This window comes from Pseudomonas sp. P5_152 (genome assembly GCF_033989915.1).
GTDB lineage: Bacteria > Pseudomonadota > Gammaproteobacteria > Pseudomonadales > Pseudomonadaceae > Aquipseudomonas.
This window is the reverse complement of record NZ_JASFAH010000002.1, coordinates 4,640,066-4,658,602: the sequence shown is the minus strand read 5'-3', so window position 1 is coordinate 4,658,602 and position 18,537 is coordinate 4,640,066. Positions and strand designations below refer to the sequence as shown.

General features: G+C 60.8%; 19 protein-coding genes. 11 read left to right on the top strand and 8 right to left on the bottom strand.

The window, feature by feature from the left end:
* Window positions 1-43: 43 nt before the first annotated feature.
* Both QMK50_RS21120 and QMK50_RS21115 read right to left on the bottom strand, forming a co-directional pair.
* A complete protein-coding gene (locus tag QMK50_RS21120) occupies window positions 44-976 on the bottom strand; it encodes a DMT family transporter (RefSeq protein ID WP_320333879.1) in 933 nt (310 codons plus the stop codon).
* Between the two features lie 201 nt (window positions 977-1,177).
* Window positions 1,178-2,014 carry a S1 RNA-binding domain-containing protein gene (locus QMK50_RS21115; RefSeq protein WP_095170932.1) on the bottom strand — a complete coding sequence of 279 codons (837 nt, stop codon included), beginning with the start codon at window positions 2,012-2,014 and terminating at the stop codon, window positions 1,178-1,180.
* A gap of 351 nt (window positions 2,015-2,365) precedes the next feature.
* Between QMK50_RS21115 and QMK50_RS21110 the strand changes: the two genes are divergently transcribed.
* From QMK50_RS21110 to QMK50_RS21100, 3 genes are all read left to right on the top strand, one after another.
* Window positions 2,366-2,554, top strand: coding sequence for a hypothetical protein (locus QMK50_RS21110; protein ID WP_030131898.1), 189 nt, complete (start codon window positions 2,366-2,368; stop codon window positions 2,552-2,554).
* A gap of 91 nt (window positions 2,555-2,645) precedes the next feature.
* Window positions 2,646-3,362 (top strand): TorF family putative porin, encoded by a 717-nt coding sequence (locus tag QMK50_RS21105; RefSeq protein ID WP_320333878.1) that lies wholly within the window; start codon window positions 2,646-2,648, stop codon window positions 3,360-3,362.
* A gap of 66 nt (window positions 3,363-3,428) precedes the next feature.
* The gene (locus QMK50_RS21100; RefSeq protein ID WP_095170928.1) at window positions 3,429-4,286 is read left to right on the top strand and encodes a DUF6279 family lipoprotein; all 858 of its coding nucleotides are present in this window, start codon (window positions 3,429-3,431) and stop codon (window positions 4,284-4,286) included.
* Between the two features lie 31 nt (window positions 4,287-4,317).
* Here QMK50_RS21100 and QMK50_RS21095 read toward each other — a convergent pair whose 3' ends face one another.
* Window positions 4,318-4,710 (bottom strand): transcriptional regulator, encoded by a 393-nt coding sequence (locus QMK50_RS21095; RefSeq protein ID WP_095170926.1) that lies wholly within the window; start codon window positions 4,708-4,710, stop codon window positions 4,318-4,320.
* 201 nt (window positions 4,711-4,911) lie between these two features.
* On the opposite strand from QMK50_RS21095, the gene QMK50_RS21090 reads away from it, so the two are divergent.
* Both QMK50_RS21090 and QMK50_RS21085 read left to right on the top strand, forming a co-directional pair.
* Window positions 4,912-5,643: a thioredoxin family protein gene (locus QMK50_RS21090; protein ID WP_320333877.1), complete on the top strand. Its 732-nt coding sequence runs from the start codon at window positions 4,912-4,914 to the stop codon at window positions 5,641-5,643.
* A 71-nt stretch (window positions 5,644-5,714) separates the two neighbouring features.
* Window positions 5,715-5,990, top strand: a complete 276-nt coding sequence (locus tag QMK50_RS21085; RefSeq protein ID WP_095170923.1) for a hypothetical protein — start codon at window positions 5,715-5,717, stop codon at window positions 5,988-5,990.
* A 193-nt stretch (window positions 5,991-6,183) separates the two neighbouring features.
* On the opposite strand, the gene QMK50_RS21080 is transcribed toward QMK50_RS21085, so the two are convergent.
* Entirely contained in the window at window positions 6,184-7,530 is a 1,347-nt protein-coding gene (locus QMK50_RS21080; protein WP_095080400.1) for a DEAD/DEAH box helicase, read from the bottom strand.
* A 194-nt stretch (window positions 7,531-7,724) separates the two neighbouring features.
* Between QMK50_RS21080 and QMK50_RS21075 the strand changes: the two genes are divergently transcribed.
* Entirely contained in the window at window positions 7,725-9,023 is a 1,299-nt protein-coding gene (locus QMK50_RS21075; RefSeq protein ID WP_095170920.1) for a mechanosensitive ion channel family protein, read from the top strand.
* Between the two features lie 10 nt (window positions 9,024-9,033).
* Here the strand turns inward: QMK50_RS21075 and QMK50_RS21070 are convergent, their stop codons facing one another.
* The 3 genes from QMK50_RS21070 to QMK50_RS21060 all read right to left on the bottom strand — a co-directional run bounded on the left by QMK50_RS21070 (window position 9,034) and on the right by QMK50_RS21060 (window position 11,250).
* Window positions 9,034-9,906, bottom strand: coding sequence for a carboxylate/amino acid/amine transporter (locus QMK50_RS21070; protein ID WP_320333876.1), 873 nt, complete (start codon window positions 9,904-9,906; stop codon window positions 9,034-9,036).
* 280 nt (window positions 9,907-10,186) lie between these two features.
* Window positions 10,187-10,786 (bottom strand): FMN-dependent NADH-azoreductase, encoded by a 600-nt coding sequence (locus QMK50_RS21065; protein ID WP_095170916.1) that lies wholly within the window; start codon window positions 10,784-10,786, stop codon window positions 10,187-10,189.
* A gap of 149 nt (window positions 10,787-10,935) precedes the next feature.
* On the bottom strand, window positions 10,936-11,250 hold the full coding sequence (locus QMK50_RS21060) for a 3-phosphoglycerate kinase (RefSeq protein WP_095170914.1): 315 nt from the start codon (window positions 11,248-11,250) through the stop codon (window positions 10,936-10,938).
* A 49-nt stretch (window positions 11,251-11,299) separates the two neighbouring features.
* On the opposite strand from QMK50_RS21060, the gene QMK50_RS21055 reads away from it, so the two are divergent.
* The 5 genes from QMK50_RS21055 to aqpZ all read left to right on the top strand — a co-directional run bounded on the left by QMK50_RS21055 (window position 11,300) and on the right by aqpZ (window position 17,346).
* Window positions 11,300-12,223, top strand: coding sequence for a LysR family transcriptional regulator (locus QMK50_RS21055; RefSeq protein ID WP_095170913.1), 924 nt, complete (start codon window positions 11,300-11,302; stop codon window positions 12,221-12,223).
* A 14-nt stretch (window positions 12,224-12,237) separates the two neighbouring features.
* Window positions 12,238-13,041, top strand: coding sequence for an alpha/beta fold hydrolase (locus QMK50_RS21050; protein WP_095170911.1), 804 nt, complete (start codon window positions 12,238-12,240; stop codon window positions 13,039-13,041).
* Between the two features lie 3 nt (window positions 13,042-13,044).
* On the top strand, window positions 13,045-13,608 hold the full coding sequence (locus QMK50_RS21045) for a peptidylprolyl isomerase (protein WP_095170909.1): 564 nt from the start codon (window positions 13,045-13,047) through the stop codon (window positions 13,606-13,608).
* Window positions 13,609-13,696: 88 nt separating this feature from the next.
* Window positions 13,697-15,529, top strand: a complete 1,833-nt coding sequence (locus QMK50_RS21040; protein ID WP_095170907.1) for an ABC transporter ATP-binding protein — start codon at window positions 13,697-13,699, stop codon at window positions 15,527-15,529.
* 1,118 nt (window positions 15,530-16,647) lie between these two features.
* Window positions 16,648-17,346, top strand: coding sequence for an aquaporin Z (gene aqpZ, locus QMK50_RS21035; RefSeq protein WP_095170905.1), 699 nt, complete (start codon window positions 16,648-16,650; stop codon window positions 17,344-17,346).
* 20 nt (window positions 17,347-17,366) lie between these two features.
* Here aqpZ and QMK50_RS21030 read toward each other — a convergent pair whose 3' ends face one another.
* Complete coding sequence (locus QMK50_RS21030; RefSeq protein WP_320333875.1) at window positions 17,367-18,491, bottom strand: GNAT family N-acetyltransferase; 1,125 nt, start codon at window positions 18,489-18,491, stop codon at window positions 17,367-17,369.
* Between the last annotated feature and the right edge of the window lie 46 nt (window positions 18,492-18,537).

Sequence of the window (18,537 nt, the reverse complement as noted above, 5' to 3'; positions counted from 1 at the left end):
CAAAGATCTGTTACCGAATTGATCCAAATCAACTTGCGCCCGGTCAGTGTTGCCCAAGGGCTTTGCGCAAACGACGGCGAACCCACTGTTCGGCGCTGACAAAGGTGATGCCCAGCAACACCAGCACTGCGCCGATGACAAAGTTGAGGGTTAGTTGTTCGCCGAGCAACAGCACGCCGAACGTGACACCGAACAGCGGCGTCATGAACGAAAACACCGCCAGGTTGGCGGCCAGATAGCGGCGCAACAACCAGAACCAGATCAGGTAACTGCAGAACGACACCACCAACCCCTGGAACAGCACGCTGGTGACCGCCACGGCGCTCAGGTGTACGTGGGTCACCTGGCCGCTGAGTATGGCGATCAGCAACAGGCCGACAAAGCCGACGATCAACTGATAGAACAGGGTCAGGGTCACTGGCGCTTCCGACAGGCGCGAAGCCCGCACCACCACCGTGGTCGCCCCCCAGGCGGCACCGGCCAATACGCCCAGCGCATCGCCCAGCAGCATGCGCCGGTCCAGGTTGTCCCAGGACACGCCTGCGGCAAACGCCACGCCGATCCCGATGAAGGCCAGCAGGATCCCCAGCCATTGCACCGCCCGCAAGCGCTCGCTGGGCAATAGCCAGTGCACGCCCAGCGCGGTGAAGATCGGCGCGGTGTAGAGGAACACCGACATGTGCGCCGCGGTGGTCAGTTGCAGGCCTTCGGAAATGAACAGGAACTCCAGGCCGAACAGGCTGCCGGCCAGCAAGCCGCCACGCCAGGTCGCACTGACCTGATTCCAGCCGCCTTTCCAGCAGATCAGCAACCCCACCAGCAACGCCGAGATCCCCGAGCGACCGGCCGCCTGCATCACCGGCGCGATGTCCGCCGCCGCCCACTTGATCATCACCTGCTGGATGCCCCACACCAGGCACAGGCCAAACATCACTTGCAGGGCAAAGCCATCGACGCTGCGCCGAGTGACAATCATCAGGCAACCTCACACAGGGTCGAGGACATGGCAGTTACTCAAAAACCAATGGTGCGATGAACCCATGGAGACATGTAGGAGCGAGCTTGCTCGCGATGGTCGTCAACGAATACGCAATACTTCCTGAAACTTCGCGCAATATTTGAGTTCATCGCGAGCGAGCTCGCTCCTACATCATCAAGCCATCACCCAGCTTGAGGGTCAGCTCAGTTCAATGCGGTCCGGGTGAATGACGATCTGGCCGTTCTTGTAGAGCGCGCCGATGGCCTTCTTGAAGTTGCCCTTGCTGACACCGAACAGGCTGCTGATCAGTGCCGGGTCGCTCTTGTCGCTGACCGGCAAGGTGCCGTTGTTGTCACGCAACTTGGCGAGGATCTTCGAGTTCAGGCTGGTGGCGGCCTCTTCTCCGACCGGCTGCAGGCTCAGGCTGATCTTGCCGTCGGCCCGCACTTCCTTGATGAAACCCTTCTCTTCCTTGCCGGCGCGCATGAACTTGAAGATTTCGTTCTTGTGGATCAGGCCCCAGTGCTTGTTGTTGATGATCGCCTTGAAGCCCATGTCGGTCGCTTCGGCCACCAGCAGGTCAACTTCCTGGCCGGGCGTGTAGTTGGCCGGGGTTTTGTCCAGGTAGCGGTCCAGGCGCGCGGTCGCGGTGATACGACGGGTGTGCTTGTCAAGATAGACATGCACCACGCAGTATTCACCGGCGGTCATCTGGCGTTTTTCTTCGGAATACGGCAGCAGCAGGTCCTTGGGCAGGCCCCAGTCGAGAAACACGCCGATGCTGTTGACCTCAACCACTTTCAGGCTGGCAAATTCACCGACCTGAACTTTCGGTTTTTCTGTGGTGGCAATGAGTTTGTCATCGCTGTCCAGATAAACAAATACGTTGAGCCAGTCTTCATCTTCGCTGGGAATATCTTTTGGAATATAACGATTGGGCAACAGGATTTCGCCATCCGCGCCGCCGTCCAGATATAAACCGAAGTTAGTGTGTTTAACCACTTGCAAACTGTTGTAGCGCCCGACTAAAGCCATTTCCAATACCCTCATTGCGTGGGCGGCATTCTACCCGTTTTTGCCGCCGCCGTTGGGTGGCCGCAGGACCGGCTGTGAATTTTCCGCTGCAAGGTGCGATTTTCCTGGGTTTGGCCTGGCCGCTCGACCCCGCTCGTCAGGCCAGTTAACCCTCCGTCACGCCTGACAAGGTGCCAGACTGACCTTCTTGCACACCCAGGTTGTTATTTAAAACAGTGGCTTAGGGGAATATTTACAACTGCAACTTGGTATTGACCAAGCTTTCCCCCTGGTTATTCCAGAGGATATTTACCAAGCAATTGTCAAGTATTTCCTGTACGATGCCTGGCCAAGTTAATTTTCTACAGGTTAATGGCCGCCATGCGCGTAAAAGCATCCAACAGCAAAGCAAAGCCAGCTCCAGCCGTTGAAACCAGCGAATCGATCAACGACCAGATTGCTGCTTTCCTCAAGTCCGGTGGCGAGATCCAGCAAATTGCCAAAGGCGTCAGCGGCCAGACATTCGGCCCATCCAAGCAGATCACCCTGGGCAAAAAGTAATACCCCCGCGCGTTACCCTGGTCCCTAAGCGCTTTGGCTATCGAAGCGCTAGGACTGGAACACTCCCCGCAGTACCCGTAACCTCCCACGTATGTTCAAACCGACGATTTTCCTGATCAGCCTGCTGGCTTGCATGCACGCCGACGCGCAGATATTCCAGCGCGAACTCGGTGACTACGACCTCAAGCTAGGCACCAGCCCGAGCCGCAGCATGGCCCAGGGCCTGGTCAAGCCGTCCAGCAGCGGGTCCTTCCATGGCGGCCTGGACCTGAGCCATGACAGCGGCTGGTATGTCGGCCAGTGGGCGCCGAGTATGGGCCTGTCGCCATCCAGCAACCTGGAGGTCGACTCCTACCTGGGCTTCAAACACCCCTTCGACGAGACTCTGGGCTATGAAGTGGGCATGATCCACTACAGCTACCCGCAACTGGACACCCTCGACAGCCAGGAGTTTTTCGGCGGCCTGACCCTGCTCGGCAGCCGCTTCGGCGCCGCCTTCAGCAACGATCCCGACCGACGCAATAGCACGCTGTTCGCCAATCTCAGTGGTAACGAACCCTTCGGCATCGGGCTCAGCCTCAAGTACACCAGCCACCGGCTAAACAGCCCGGTGTCGATCGCCGACGGCGGTTACATCTCCACCTTCAACGACTGGTCGGTCAAGCTTTCGCGACCGTGGTTGGGCATCGACCTGAACCTGATCTACAGTGATTCAAACCTCAATGGCAACGGGTGCAGCGCCTATTCCGGGCACAACAGCCAATGCGACGGCCTGCTCACCTTCAAGGCTGAACGCTCGTTCTATTGAAGGGCTGAACTGCCACCCGGTTTACGCGTTCAGATACCAGGACAACACCTTCGCAAGGATTGGCCCATGACGCGCTGGTTGCACCACCTGAGTCTGCTCCTGAGCCTGTGCCTGGCACTGACGGCCTGCAACCGTGTGGACCTGGCCTATCGCAACCTCGACGTGCTGATTCCCTGGACGCTCGACGACTACCTGGACATGAACAGCCAGCAGAAGGACTGGCTCGGCACACGCCTCAAGCAAACGCTAAGCTGGCACTGCTCGACCCAGATGCCGGGTTACCTCGAATGGCTGGGCCAGCTGCAGCAGATGGTCGCCAGCAACCAGGTCAGCGACAGCGCGTTGCAAAGCCGCACCCTGGAAGCCAGGCAGGCAATCGCCCTGACCGCCCGGCAAATCACCCCCTCGGCGGTTGAGCTGTTGCAGGGCATGAGTGATCAACAGGTCAAGGAGATGAACCAGGCCTTCGCCAAAGACTTGCGTGAACGCCAGGACAAATACCTCAAGCCACCGCTGGCCCAGCAAATCCGTCAACGCGGCGCACGCATGGACAAGCGCCTGAGCGACTGGCTAGGGCCTCTCAATCAAGCGCAGAAAGCACGCGTGGTGGCCTGGTCCACCGCGCTCGGTGAGCAGAACCAGCAATGGATCGCCAACCGCGCCCATTGGCAAGCGCAGTTCAGCGCCGCCATGGCGCAACGCCAGAGCGCCGATTTTGCCCCGCGGATCGAAACCCTGCTGGTGGACCGCGAAAGCCTGTGGACCCCCGCCTACCGCCAGGCCTTCAGCGACACCGAAGCCCAGGCCCGCAGCCTGCTCGTCGACCTCATGGACCAAAGCACAGCCGAGCAACGCCAGCACCTGGTGCAAAAGATTGAAAAGCTGCGCAGCGACTTGAAAGCCCTGAAATGCCTCAAAGCCTGAGCGCAGCCATGACCCTGTGACCGCTAGCCGGTCAGGCGATCTGCGCCTTGCCCGCCACTTCATCAAAGGTCAGCGGATCCAGCCCATCAGCCTGCTCATCCAGCACTTGGCGAGGGTGCTCGTTGCCCGGGATGCTACTGTCGAGCAGGCTCAGCAAGCTTGAACCGCGGGGTGTCAGGATGAAGTTTTCACCATTACCACCCTGATCCTCAGGGCGCGATTCGATGAAGCCACGGTCCAGCAGCAGCTTTTCATACTCGGTGGCCGTCACCTTCAACTCGTCCAGATTGCCGGTCGACTCACCTTCGGCTGCCTTGGCTGCGGCGTGCTGTTCGGCGTAGGGGCGCGGGGTAAAGCTGTGGCCAGCGCTATTCTGCACTTCGTGCAACAGCCGTTCGATCAAGTCCCAGTTATAAGTCGTCATCCTGATTCAACCTCCAAAACTGCAAGTGAGAGGGTCTGCATAGGTTGTGACCGGTGCGATCGGTAGCCGTTCAGCCGGGATTTTTGCCACTCCCGACCGACGGTATGTCGAATCTTGCGCGACCAGACGACTAGATGATGCAGGACGGTGCAACCGCGCAGCGCGGATCGACTTTCACCTCAGCAGGCAGGAGAACACAGCATGCACATTCACGATCACCCGGTGGTGTCCCGGGAGCAATGGCTGGCTGCCCGCCGCCAACACCTGGCACACGAAAAAGCCTTCACCCGCGAACGGGACAAGCTCAGCGCCGAGCGCCGCGCCCTGCCCTGGGTGAAAATCGACAAGGGTTATCGCTTCCAGGGCGCAACGGGGGAACTGGGCCTGGCCGACCTGTTTGGCGGTCGCAGCCAACTGCTCATCTACCACTTCATGTATGGCGACGGCTGGGACGAAGGTTGCCCGGGCTGCTCCTTCCTCGCGGACCACATTGACGGCGCCAACCAGCACCTGTCTCACCATGACGTGGCCCTGGTGGCGGTGTCCCACGCACCGCTGGCGCAGTTGCAGGCCTTCAAACAGCGCATGGACTGGAAGTTCGACTGGCTGTCGTCAGAAGGTTGCGATTTCAACTACGACTTCGGCGTCTCGGCCCGCGCGGAAGAGCTGGCGGCCGGCACTGCGACCTACAACTACGAAAAGTCCGACAGCGCCGAAGAAGAACTCCCCGGCCTCAGTGTGTTTTATCGCAACGAAACCGGCGAGATTTTCCATACCTACTCCACCTACGCCCGCGGCCTGGACTTGCTGGTGGGTGCCTACAACTACCTGGACCTGACGCCCAAGGGACGTAATGAAGAGCAGATCATGGAATGGGTGCGCCATCACGACCGCTACGAGGAGACGGCTGGCGCCAGTTGCTGCCACTCATGACAACCGGCTGAACTTTTCCCCGAGGCCGGCCCTCAACCGGGTACCCAAGAACGGCACCGGAGGCCCACCCGATGAACAGCCTGCTGAAATTGACCCTTGTCGCCACACTGTGCAGCGCCCTGCCCGCCTGGGCCTGCACCCCGGAAGAAGCCACGGCCAAGCGTGAGCAACTGGCCCAGCGCGTGGCCACGCTCACCGAGCAGAACCCGACCAAGGCCAAGGAAATCAACGACGAGTTGCAGAAAATGGACCTGGGCACCGCTGCCGCGGACCTACCGGACAAGTGCCAGTTGATTGACCAGCGGCTCAAGGAACTGGATAGCGCAGAGAAGAAGGCCGACGGTTGATCGCGGGGCAGATTCTGAGGCTGATCAGTCAGGGAGATACGGCCAGCCCCTGTGGGAGCGAGCCTGCTCGCGATGGACGTGAACGATAACGCGGGGTTTCAGTCACCACGCGGCGCTCTCAAGTTCATCGCGAGCAGGCTCGCTCCTACACCAGAGCGCCCGGTCCGGGTTTTTATCGTCTCAGCGCAGCACGTTATTCCGCCGCTGGAGCTTCTGGCTTGCGGCGCTTGAGCGGGGCCATGCCGTCCTTGCTGACCAGCGACAGGGCGTCGGTCTTCGGTCGGTTGGCGATCTTGCGCTTGGTTGGTGCCTTGGCGGCTGACTTCTTCTTGTCACCCTTGGCGTCAGTCTTTTTCTTCTTCACGCCAACGGCCTTGCCCGAAGCCTTGACCTTTTTCGGTCCGCCGTAGGTGCCTTTGACTTCCTTGATGGTGCGGCGCTCGAAGCTCTGCTTGAGGTAGCGCTCAATGCTCGACATCAGGTTCCAGTCGCCGTGGCAGATCAGCGAGATCGCCAGGCCATCGTTACCGGCACGCCCGGTACGACCGATACGGTGCACGTATTCGTCGCCGCTGCGTGGCATGTCGAAGTTGATCACCAGGTCCAGGCCGTCCACGTCCAGGCCGCGAGCGGCTACGTCGGTAGCCACCAGGATCTTCACCCCGCCCTGCTTCAGACGGTCGATCGCCAGCTTGCGGTCCTTCTGGTCTTTCTCACCGTGCAAGACAAACGCCTTGTACTCCTGCGCCACCAGGCGGCCGTAGATACGGTCGGCCATTGCCCGGGTGTTGGTGAAGACGATGGCCTTCTGGTAGGTCTCGTTGGCCAGCAGCCAGTTGACGATCTGTTCTTTGTGCTGGTTGTGGTCAGCGGTGATGATTTGCTGGCGAGTGGTCGCATTCAGCTGGCTGACCGCATTGAGCTGCAGGTGCTCAGGGTTGTTCAGCACCTTGGCGATCATCTCGCGCAGACCCGAACCGCCGGTGGTGGCGGAGAACAGCATGGTCTGCTGACGGTTGGTGCACTCGTCGACCAGGCGCTGGACGTCTTCGGAGAAACCCATGTCGAGCATACGGTCGGCTTCGTCGAGCACCAGCACTTCAACTTCTTTCAAGTCGAGGTTGCCGGCGTTCAGTTGCTCGATCATCCGCCCCGGCGTACCGATCAGGATGTCCGGCACCTTGCGCAGCATGGCGGCCTGGACCTTGAAGTCTTCACCGCCGGTGATCAGGCCGGACTTGATGAAGGTGAACTGCGAAAAGCGTTCCACTTCCTTCAGGGTCTGCTGGGCCAGCTCACGGGTCGGCAACAGGATCAGAGTCTTGATGCTGACACGGACTTTCGCCGGGCCGATCAAGCGGTTGAGGATCGGCAGGACAAATGCAGCGGTCTTGCCGCTACCGGTTTGCGCCGTCACCCGCAGGTCACGCCCTTGCAGCGCGAGCGGGATAGCCGCTGCCTGCACAGGCGTTGGCTCGACAAATTTAAGCTCGGCCACGGCTTTGAGCAGGCGTTCGTGCAGGGCGAATTGGGAAAACACGGGTGCTACCTCGAAGAAATACAAAAAATCAGCTGCATAGGGTAACGGTTTCGAGCGCTCAGGCCGAGTTTCTTTATGCAAACGGTCGCAAACAGTGGGTATTTTATTAGCTGATTTGTCGTAAAACCGAACCCGACTCCGCTTAAATGCTCTAATCGACCCCGTCCTGACCTACAGAAGAATCGTTTTAGCTTATGGATCTCAAACAGCTCTGGCTCAATACCCAAGAACTCTGGACCGCGCTGGAGCAACACCCGCGCGTGTACTCCGGCCTGGCATTGCTGATGTTGCTGGCGGTGGCGCTGGTCGTCGGACGAGTGGCGCGCTACCTGATCCTGCACGCCGTCAAGTTGCTCGGCCGGCAGCCGGCCATGCATTGGCTCAATGACTTGCTCAACAACAAGGTGTTCCACCGCCTGGCCCAGATGACCCCGTCGCTGGTGGTTCAGTTCGGCCTCAACCTGATCCCCGAACTGAACAAGATCACCCGCAATTTTCTCGACAACGTGGCCCTGGCGTTCACCATCCTGTTCCTGGTGCTGGCCATCAGCGCCCTGCTAAACGCCCTGCTGGACATCTACGCGCGCACCGAGCACGCCCGGACCCGCTCGATCAAAGGGTATGTGCAACTGGCGAAGATGGTGCTGTTCGTGTTCGGTGCGATCATCATCGTCGCGACCCTGATCGACCGCTCGCCATTACTCCTGCTGTCGGGCCTGGGCGCCATGTCGGCGGTGATCTTGTTGGTCTACAAGGACACCCTGCTGTCGTTCGTCGCCAGCGTGCAACTGACCAGCAACGACATGCTGCGGGTCGGCGACTGGATCGAAATGCCCCAGGTGGGCGCCGATGGCGATGTGGTGGACATCACCCTGCACACGGTCAAGGTGCAGAACTTCGACAAGACCATCGTCTCGATCCCGACCTGGCGCCTGATGTCCGAGTCATTCAAGAACTGGCGCGGCATGCAGGCCTCCGGGGGGCGGCGGATCAAGCGCAGCCTGTTCATCGATGCCAGCGGTGTGCGTTTCATTACCGATGATGAAGAACAGCGCTTGACCCGTATCCACCTACTCACCGACTACATGACGCGCAAACAGGCCGAACTCAAGGCCTGGAACGAGGCCCAGGGCAACGTCGCGGCGATGTCCGCCAACCGCCGACGGATGACCAACATCGGCACTTTCCGCGCCTACGCGCTGGCCTATCTGAAGAGCCATGCGCAGATCCAGCCGAACATGACCTGCATGGTCCGCCAGATGCAGACCACTGCCCAGGGCGTGCCGCTGGAAATCTATTGCTTTACCAGCACCACCGCCTGGGCCGACTACGAGCGCATCCAAGGCGACATCTTCGACTACCTGTTGGCGGTGCTGCCGGAGTTTGGCCTGAGCCTGTACCAGCAACCGAGCGGCAACGACCTGCGGGCCGGGATCTTGCCGGCGGTGCTGGGGGCCAGTCACATCACGCCGCAGGAACAACAGCGCGGGTAAATGCCCAACCTCAGGTGGCGGTGGCGGTGGCCGGTTGGCGAATGCCCAACCGGCTGATCCACACCGCCGCCAGTATCACCAACCCGCCCAACAGCAGCCGTCCCAGTTCTTCGTGCTGGTTCCAGATCAGCAGGTTGAGCAGCAAGCCCACCGGCACGTGCAGGTTGTTCATTACCGCCAGGGTCCCGCCGTTGACCAGGCAGGCGCCCTTGTTCCACCAGTACAGGCCCAGCGCCGTCGACACCAGCCCAAGAAACAGCAGCACGGCCCATTGCAGCGGGGCTTCGGGCAGGAAGTTGCTTTTGCCGAACATCAGGAACGCGGGCAACACCACCAGCAAGGCGCCCAGGTAGAAATAGCCAAAACGTCGGTAATGCGGCAGGTCACTGGGGTGCCGCGCCACCAGGTGCTTGTACATCACCTGCCCCGCGGCGTAGGTGAAGTTGGCCAGTTGCAGCAGCAGGAAGCCCATGAGGAAGTCCGGGCTGATGCGGTCGTAGCGGATCACCGCGGCACCCAGCACCGCCACCAGCGCTGCCACCAGCGCCCAGGGGTTGAAGCGGCGGTTCAGCGCGTCTTCGATCAAGGTCACGTGCAGGGGAGTAAGGATAGTGAACAGAAGCACTTCCGGCACCGTCAGCACACGAAAGCTCAGGTACAGGCAGACGTAGGTCACGCCGAACTGCAAGGCGCCGATCACCAGCATCCCGCGCATGAACGCCGGTTCCACCGAGCGCCAGCGGGTCAGCGGAATGAACACCAGCCCGGCCAGGACCACCCGCACCAGCACCGCAAAGTAGCTGTCGACGTGACCGGCCAGGTATTCGCCGATCAAGCTGAAGGAAAACGCCTGGATCAGCGTGACAAAAAGTAGATAGCCCATGTTCGCCTCATTTTTCAATGGCGGCGACGATAACGGGTTTTGGACCTGATCGCGAACACCCAACCAACACAAACCTTGTGGGACAAACCGGCTTGCACAGCTGGTACACGCTGGCCAGCCGGCAAATTCCAGGCAAAAAAAAGCCCGATCTCGCTAAAGCGTGCAATCGGGCGGGAGCACTCAGGAGCAACAAGTGCAAAGGGAGGTTCGATGCGCATGCAACCTTGAAGGGGTACGCCAGCTCACTAGACCATCCAGCGATTATCTGGCGATTAACATATCAAGCCACTTTGGCCAGCTTGGCGTTAGCCTGGTCCAGGCCCTTGGCCTGGAAGTCGCCACCCAGGTTCATGCCTTCGGCATGAATAAAAGTGACGTCGTGGATACCGATGAAGGCCATGACCTGACGCAGGTAGGGTTCCTGGTGATCGCTGTTGCTGCCAGCGTAGATCCCGCCGCGAGCGGTCAGCACATAGGCGCGCTTGCCGCTGAGCAAGCCTTGCGGGCCGGTGGCGGTGTACTTGAAGGTAACCCCGGCACGCAGCACGTGGTCGAGCCAGGCCTTGAGGGTGCTGGGGATCGCGAAGTTGTACATCGGCGCGGCCATTACCAGGACATCGGCGGCCAACAGTTCGTCGGTCAGCAGGTTGGAGCGTTCCAGCGAAGCCTGTTCGCTGTCAGTGCGCTGCTCGGCAGGTTTCATCCAGCCACCCAGCAGGTTGGCATCCAGGTGCGGGACCGGCTGGCTCGCCAAGTCGCGGACGCTGATCGAGTCGGCCGGATGTGCGGCCTGCCACTGCTCGATGAAGGTCTGGGTCAGTTGACGGGATACCGAGTCTTGCTGGCGGGCACTGCTTTCGATGATCAGAACGCGGGACATGGGATGTAGCCTCCATCGGTGAATGCTGTAAGTCGATGGAGTGGAGATTAAACAGAGTCATATCGATGAAAAAGCGCAAATAACTGCTATAACCCATCAATAAATTCGTTTATAAGCACGTATGCTCAACCACAGCGTCCCGCTGCCCATCATTTCGGGGTACAGGTCACCGTGAGGTAGAGCTTGATGATCTTGCGGCTGAACTTGGCCGACAGCTCGGCGCTGCGCCCCGGCTCGACACTGACTCGGCGGGTGCGTGGAGACTCCGGGCCATTGCGGAAGATCACCTTGCAGTCGGCAGCTTTATCGCCGTAGTTGTTCAGGGTAATGGAGCCCATGTCGTAGTCGGTGGCGTAGGTGGTGTAGTCAATCTTCAGATCATTGAGGTGTTTTTCAACATCGATGGGATAGGCAAACGCACTCAACGGCAACATCGCCAGCAGCACACAACAGATTTTTTTCATTCGGCAGCCTCCAATGGAAGCCGCCAGCTTAGGACAAGAGGAGCCCATCATGAAAGCGCCCCGCGTGACCCTTGATCAATGGCGCACGCTGCAGGCCGTGGTCGACCACGGCGGATTCGCTCAGGCGGCCGAAGTGCTGCACCGCTCGCAATCGTCCGTCAGCTATACCGTAGCGCGCATGCAGGATCAGCTCGGCGTGCCGCTGCTGCGCATCGACGGGCGCAAAGCGGTGCTGACAGAGGCCGGTGGCGTGCTGTTGCGGCGTTCGCGGCAACTGGTCAAGCAGGCCAGCCAGCTGGAAGACCTGGCCCACCACATGGAGCAAGGCTGGGAGGCTGAGGTGCGGCTGGTGGTCGACGCTGCCTACCCCAGTGCCCGGCTGGTCCGCGCGCTCACCGCGTTCATGCCGCAAAGCCGAGGTTGCCGCGTGCGCTTGCGCGAAGAAGTGCTGTCCGGGGTCGAAGAGGTGCTGCTCGAAGGCGTGGCCGACCTGGCCATCTGTGGGTTCAGCATTCCCGGCTACCTCGGGGCAGAGCTGAGCGATGTCGAATTTGTCGCCGTGGCCCACCCCGAGCACTCCTTGCACCGACTCAATCGCGAGTTGAACTTCCAGGACCTGGAAAGCCAGTTGCAAGTGGTGATCCGCGACTCCGGCCGGCAGCAGCCACGCGACGTCGGCTGGCTGGGTGCCGAGCAGCGCTGGACCGTCGGCAGCCTGGCCACCGCAGCCACCTTCGTCAGCAGCGGCCTGGGGTTTGCCTGGCTGCCGCGACACATGATCGAGCGTGAACTCAAGGAAGGCGTGCTCAAGCTGCTACCGTTGGACCAGGGTGGCAGCCGCAACCCCAGTTTCTATCTCTACTCAAACAAGGACAAACCCTTGGGTCCGGCCACGCAGATCCTCATCGAACTGCTGCGCACCTTCGACACCGCGCCGCTGGATGCCCCGTTCGCCGCCCCAGAACAAGCCTGACAAGGAGTTGCGCCATGGCCTATTTCGAGCATGAAGGTTGCACCCTGCACTACGAGGAGTATGGCCACGGCACACCGTTGCTGCTGGTGCACGGACTGGGCTCGAGCACCCTGGACTGGGAGCAGCAGATTCCCCAGCTCGCGGCACACTATCGGGTGATCGTCCCCGATGTGCGCGGCCATGGCCGTTCCGACAAACCCCGCGAGCGCTACAGCATTGCCGGCTTCAGCGCCGACCTGGTGGCCTTGATCGAGCACCTCAACCTTGGCCCGGCCCACCTGGTGGGACTGTCCATGGGCGGGATGATCGGTTTTCAGTTGGCGGTAGATCAACCGGCGTTGCTCAAGAGCCTGTCTATCGTCAACAGCGCACCCCAGGTCAAGCTGCGCAGTGCCGATGATTACTGGCAATGGTTCAAGCGCTGGAGCCTGATGCACGTGCTGAGCCTGGGCACCATCGGCAAAGCCCTGGGCGCCAAGCTGTTCCCCAAGCCAGAACAGGCTGGGCTGCGGCAAAAGATGGCCGAGCGCTGGGCAAAAAACGACAAACGTGCTTATCTCGCCAGCTTCAACGCCATTGTTGGCTGGGGGGTTGAGGAACGACTGTCACGAGTGACCTGTCCAACCCTGGTCATCAGCGCCGACCGCGACTACACCCCGGTGGCGCTCAAGGCGGCCTATGTCAAACTGCTGCCCGATGCACGCCTGGTGGTGATCGACGATTCCCGCCACGCCACCCCGCTGGATCAGCCACACCGCTTCAACCAAACCCTGCTTGAGTTTTTAACCACAGTCGACACCACTACCCAGGATCACTGACCCATGCTGAAAAAAATCGCCCTCGTGGCCGGCTCCGTACTGTTCGCCGCCAACCTGATGGCCGCCGAAGCAGCCAAGGCTCCCCATGTACTGCTGGAGACCACCAACGGTCAGATCGAAATCGAACTGGACCCGGTCAAGGCGCCGATCAGTACCAAGAACTTCCTTGAGTACGTCGACAGCGGCTTCTACACCAACACCATTTTCCACCGGGTGATCCCGGGCTTCATGGTCCAGGGCGGTGGCTTCACCCCACAGATGGCGCAGAAAGACACCAAGGCACCAATCAAGAACGAAGCCAGCAACGGCCTGCACAACGTGCGTGGCACCCTGTCGATGGCCCGTACGTCCAATCCGGACTCGGCCACCAGCCAGTTCTTCATCAACGTCGCCGACAATGATTTCCTCAATCCGGGCCGCGATGCCGGCTACGCGGTCTTCGCCAAAGTGGTCAAGGGCATGGACGTCGTCGACATCATCGTCAACTCGCAAACCACCACCAAACAAGGCATGCAGAACGTGCCGATCGACCCGGTGCTGATCAAGTCGGCCAAGCGCATCGACTAAGCTGTACAGGGCGTCCTGAGCGGCAGCGGATGGTTGATCGCGCCGCTCGCATCAAAAAAAGGAGAGCCCGTACGCGGGCGTTTGACTGATGCTCTATCGCCGCTTCGAAAAACTCATCGATATCTTCCGTGAAGCCCCGACGGCGGCCCCGCCCGACCAGGTGCTGCCCTTCTATACCTACTACCTGCGCCAGGTCTGGCCCAGCTTCGTCGCGCTGCTGGTGGTGGGCCTGTTTGCCGCGTTGGTCGAAGTGGCGCTGTTCAGCTACCTGAGCCGGATCATCGACCTCGCCCAGGGCACACCGAATGCCGACTTCTTCAAGGTGCACGGTGCCGAGCTGGCCTGGATGGCCGTGGTTGCCCTGATTCTGCGGCCAGTGTTTGTCGGCCTGCACGACCTGCTGGTGCACCAGACCCTGAGCCCCGGCATGACCAGCATGATCCGCTGGCAGAACCACAGCTACGTGCTCAAGCAGAGCCTGAATTTCTTCCAGAACGACTTCGCCGGGCGCATCGCCCAGCGCATCATGCAAACCGGCAACTCGCTGCGCGACTCCGCGGTGCAAGCCGTGGATGCGTTGTGGCACGTGCTGATCTATGCCATCAGCTCGCTGGTGCTGTTCGCCGAGGCCGACTGGCGCCTGATGATCCCGCTGCTGACCTGGATCGCCGCCTACATCGCCGCCCTTTGCTACTTCGTGCCCCGGGTCAAGGAGCGCTCGGTGGTGTCGTCCGATGCCCGCTCCAAACTCATGGGGCGGATCGTCGACGGCTACACCAACATCACCACCCTCAAACTGTTCGCCCACACCAATTTCGAACAGCAGTACGCCCGCGAGGCAATCGCGGAACAGACCGAAAAATCCCAGTTGGCCGGCCGTGTGGTCACCAGCATGGACGTGGTCATCACCACCATGAACGGCTTGTTGATCGTCGGCACCACCGGCCTGGCGTTGTGGCTGTGGACCCAGTCGCTGATCTCGGTGGGGGCGATTGCCCTGGCCACCGGCCTGGTGATCCGCATCGTCAATATGTCGGGCTGGATCATGTGGGTGGTCAACGGCATTTTCGAAAACATCGGCATGGTCCAGGACGGCCTGCAGACCATCGCCCAGCCGATCAGCGTGACCGACCGCGAACCGGCGCCCCGCCTGGAAGTGACCCGTGGCGAGGTGCGCTTCGAGCACGTGGCGTTCCACTATGGCAAAAAAAGCGGAATCATCAGCGACCTCAACCTGGTCATCAAGCCCGGTGAGAAGATCGGCTTGATCGGCCCATCGGGCGCTGGCAAATCGACCCTGGTCAACCTGCTGCTGCGCCTGTACGACGTGCAGGCCGGGCAGATCCTGATCGACGGCCAGAACATCGCCCACGTCGCCCAGGAAAGCCTGCGCGAGCGGATTGGCATGATCACCCAGGACACCTCGCTGCTGCACCGCTCGATCCGCGACAACTTGCTGTACGGCAAACCTGACGCCAGCGACGCCGAACTCTGGGAGGCGGCGCACAAGGCCCGCGCCGATGAATTCATCCCGCTGCTGTCGGACGCCGAAGGGCGGAGCGGCTTCGACGCTCACGTCGGTGAGCGCGGGGTGAAACTGTCCGGCGGCCAACGCCAACGGATCGCCATCGCCCGGGTGCTACTCAAGGATGCGCCGATCCTGATCATGGACGAAGCGACCTCGGCCCTCGACTCGGAAGTCGAAGCAGCAATCCAGGAAAGCCTGGAGACCCTGATGCAGGGCAAGACGGTGATCGCCATCGCCCACCGCCTCTCCACCATCGCCCGCATGGACCGCCTGGTGGTCCTGGAAAACGGCCAGATCGCCGAAAGCGGCACCCACGCCGAACTGCTCGCCCACGGCGGCTTGTATGCACGGCTGTGGCAGCACCAGACCGGAGGATTTGTCGGCATCGATTGAAATCGTAGCGAGCTGGCTTGCCCGCGACGGCCATAGGTATCTACACAACTTTGTAGCGGCCTGTGGGCTGGCCGGGATGTTGGATTAGGTCGAGTACTTATCCATTTCTTCGGTAACGGCCTCCTATGGTTCCGCCCAACGGCGGCTCACTTTTGAACAGCGCAAAAGTAAGCAAAACGCTCATGCCCCACCACTTGGCACCTCGCTTGGGCTCGGTGTGCCCTCACTCCGGCTTGAATCCGTGGGCCGCCGCCACGCGCCATCCATGGCGCGGGGCGGCTAACCCGGCGTCCTGCCGGGTTACCCACGGCTTCAAGCCTGCGTTCGGCCAGCGTGGTTAACGGGGCGCCCAGGATCAAAAGCCAGAGCCAGAGCCAGAGCCAGAGCCAGAGCCAAAGCCAGTGCCAGTGCCAGTGCCAGTGCCAGTGCCAGATCAAAAGATGGCTGACTTCGTCAGCGTCTTGGGAAGTAGAAGCTACACCGCGCATGCCCTAGCGATCAGGTCGGCTTTCAGGCCGCCTCGCTTTGTTTTTGATCCTGGGCGTCCCGTTAACCACGCTGGCCGGAGTCCGATATTGATTTGGGGGGTAAACCGGCAGGACGCCGGTTTAGCCGCACTGGGCCAGGGAGGGCCCATTGCGGCGGCCCCCAAATCAATGTCGGAGTACGGGCATGCCGAGCCTAAGCGAGGCACCGAGTGGTGGGGAAAGAGCGTTTTGCTTACTTTTGCGCTGTTCAAAAGTGAGCCGCCGTCAGGCGGAACCATAGGAGGCCGTTACCGCAAAAATGGATATGTACTCGGTCTAATCCAACACCCTGGCCGGCCCACAGATGCAACGTCGCACCACAGTTGTGTAGATACCTATGCCGCGATGGCGCCAGCACAGCCAACATCAATGACGCCTGACACACTGCCATCGCGAGCAGGCTCGCTCCCACAAACGCTGCTCGATATGCCCCTCACAAACCGCCAAAGCCCCTTGCTCAGAGCCTCTGGGGTTTTGCGTGGCACTGGCATTCCAGAAAAACCCTGCTTCACTCAGCAAAGGTTCTGGAGATGGTTCTGTAGTCCATCTGCGGAGGCACAAGGCAGCGTTAACTCGAAAGGGCACACTCTCATGTCTCTGTTAAAACGTTCGGCTACAGAGTTGGTAGGTACGTTCTGGCTGGTTTTGGGTGGTTGCGGCAGTGCGGTGCTGGCGGCGGGTTTTCCCGAGGTGGGCATCGGCCTGCTGGGGGTGTCGCTGGCGTTTGGCCTGACGGTGCTGACCATGGCCTTTGCCATCGGCCATATCTCCGGTTGCCACCTCAACCCGGCGGTCTCCCTCGGGCTGGTGGTCGGCGGACGCTTCCCGGCCAAGGAACTGCCGGCCTACGTCATCGCCCAGGTGCTCGGCGGGATCATCGCTGCCGCCCTGCTCTACTTCATCGCCAGCGGCAAACCCGGCTTCGAGCTGGCCAGCGGCCTGGCTTCCAACGGCTACGGTGAGCACTCCCCCGGCGGCTACTCGATGGCCGCAGGTTTTGTCACTGAGCTGGTGATGACCGCGATGTTCATCTTGATCATCCTCGGTGCCACCGACAAGCGTGCACCCGCAGGCTTTGCCCCGATCGCCATCGGCCTGGCACTGACCCTGATTCACCTGATCTCGATCCCGGTCACCAACACCTCGGTCAACCCGGCACGCAGCACCGGACCGGCGCTGATTGTCGGCGGCTGGGCGATCCAGCAACTGTGGCTGTTCTGGCTGGCACCACTGCTAGGCGCGGTGATTGGCGGCGTGGTCTATCGCTGGCTGGGCAAAGAGGACAACTGAGCGGCGCGCTGACGCGAGGATCAGCCTTGTCGATAAGGCAAGGCGCTCCTCGCTTCCTCGGCATACCCCAGCACCCCGACGCGCTCACGCGCCAGGAAGTCCTGCACCGCCGACTTGAGTCCAGGGTGACGCAAGTAATGCCAGGAATGGGTGATCACCGGTTCAAAACCACGAATCAGCTTGTGCTCGCCCTGGGCACCGGCATCAAAGCGCTGGAACCCATTGGCAATCGCATAGTCCATGCCCTGATAAAAGCAGGTCTCGAAGTGCAGGCGATCGAACTCCGCCAGGCAGCCCCAGTAACGACCATAAAAACTATCGCCGCCCACCAGGCTGAAAGCCATGGCCACCGGCCGTGAACCTTGCTTGGCCAACACCACACGAATCGCTTGCGGCATACGCTCGGCCAGCAGGCTGAAAAACTCCCGGGTCAGGTAGGGTGTCTGCCGGCGCACGGCGTAGGTATTGGCGTAGCAGGCATAGACAAAATCCCACTGCACCTCATCAAGTTGTCTCCCCTCCAGCCATTCAAACTCGATGCCCTGCCCCGCCACCTGCTCACGCTCCTTGCGCATCTGCTTGCGCTTGCGCGAACTGAGCACATCGAGAAAGTCCTGGAAGTCCCGGTAGCCGCGATTCTGCCAGTGATACTGGCAGCCGATGCGCTGCAACCAGCCCGGTTGCTGGGCCAGGGCGGCGTCGGTAAAGGCATCGGTGAAATTGATATGGGCGCTGGAGAGTTCTTCGATCTCCAGATACCCCGGCAAGCTCTTGAGTAACTCGACACCATCCTGCCCATCGGCCGCGAGCAAGCGCGGGCCACTGACCGGACTGAACGGCACGGCGCTCAGCAGCTTGGGGTAATAGGCGATTCCCGCACGCTCACAGGCATCGGCCCAGGCGTGGTCGAACACGTACTCGCCATAGGAGTGCCATTTGCGGTAACTGGGCAACGCTGCCAGCAAGCGACCGTCTTCGATGTGCAGCAGGTGTTCCGGCTGCCAGCCCGAGTGCGGGCCGAGGCTGGCACTGTCTTCCAGGCTGCTGAGAAAAGCATGCCGCAGAAACGGCTGAGTGTCGGGTACCAGGGCGTCCCACTCTGTCGGCGCAATGGCGGACAGACTGTCCAAAACATGTAACGGCATTCTGTTCCCCGCAGGCACAACTCCAAGACCTGCCGAGTATCGCCCA

Excerpts from the sequence above, each read along its gene's own strand:
- QMK50_RS21060 (WP_095170914.1), bottom strand. The coding sequence starts at position 11,250 with ATGAAAAAAATCTGTTGTGTGCTGCTGGCGATGTTGCCGTTGAGTGCG.
- QMK50_RS21045 (WP_095170909.1), top strand. The coding sequence starts at position 13,045 with ATGCTGAAAAAAATCGCCCTCGTGGCCGGCTCCGTACTGTTCGCCGCC.
- QMK50_RS21100 (WP_095170928.1), top strand. The coding sequence starts at position 3,429 with ATGACGCGCTGGTTGCACCACCTGAGTCTGCTCCTGAGCCTGTGCCTG.
- QMK50_RS21105 (WP_320333878.1), top strand. The coding sequence starts at position 2,646 with ATGTTCAAACCGACGATTTTCCTGATCAGCCTGCTGGCTTGCATGCAC.
- QMK50_RS21075 (WP_095170920.1), top strand. The coding sequence starts at position 7,725 with ATGGATCTCAAACAGCTCTGGCTCAATACCCAAGAACTCTGGACCGCG.
- QMK50_RS21030 (WP_320333875.1), bottom strand. The coding sequence starts at position 18,491 with ATGCCGTTACATGTTTTGGACAGTCTGTCCGCCATTGCGCCGACAGAG.
- QMK50_RS21095 (WP_095170926.1), bottom strand. The coding sequence starts at position 4,710 with ATGACGACTTATAACTGGGACTTGATCGAACGGCTGTTGCACGAAGTG.
- QMK50_RS21120 (WP_320333879.1), bottom strand. The coding sequence starts at position 976 with ATGATTGTCACTCGGCGCAGCGTCGATGGCTTTGCCCTGCAAGTGATG.
- QMK50_RS21065 (WP_095170916.1), bottom strand. The coding sequence starts at position 10,786 with ATGTCCCGCGTTCTGATCATCGAAAGCAGTGCCCGCCAGCAAGACTCG.
- aqpZ (WP_095170905.1), top strand. The coding sequence starts at position 16,648 with ATGTCTCTGTTAAAACGTTCGGCTACAGAGTTGGTAGGTACGTTCTGG.
- QMK50_RS21055 (WP_095170913.1), top strand. The coding sequence starts at position 11,300 with ATGAAAGCGCCCCGCGTGACCCTTGATCAATGGCGCACGCTGCAGGCC.
- QMK50_RS21040 (WP_095170907.1), top strand. The coding sequence starts at position 13,697 with ATGCTCTATCGCCGCTTCGAAAAACTCATCGATATCTTCCGTGAAGCC.
- QMK50_RS21090 (WP_320333877.1), top strand. The coding sequence starts at position 4,912 with ATGCACATTCACGATCACCCGGTGGTGTCCCGGGAGCAATGGCTGGCT.
- QMK50_RS21050 (WP_095170911.1), top strand. The coding sequence starts at position 12,238 with ATGGCCTATTTCGAGCATGAAGGTTGCACCCTGCACTACGAGGAGTAT.
- QMK50_RS21085 (WP_095170923.1), top strand. The coding sequence starts at position 5,715 with ATGAACAGCCTGCTGAAATTGACCCTTGTCGCCACACTGTGCAGCGCC.
- QMK50_RS21110 (WP_030131898.1), top strand. The coding sequence starts at position 2,366 with ATGGCCGCCATGCGCGTAAAAGCATCCAACAGCAAAGCAAAGCCAGCT.
- QMK50_RS21070 (WP_320333876.1), bottom strand. The coding sequence starts at position 9,906 with ATGGGCTATCTACTTTTTGTCACGCTGATCCAGGCGTTTTCCTTCAGC.
- QMK50_RS21115 (WP_095170932.1), bottom strand. The coding sequence starts at position 2,014 with ATGGCTTTAGTCGGGCGCTACAACAGTTTGCAAGTGGTTAAACACACT.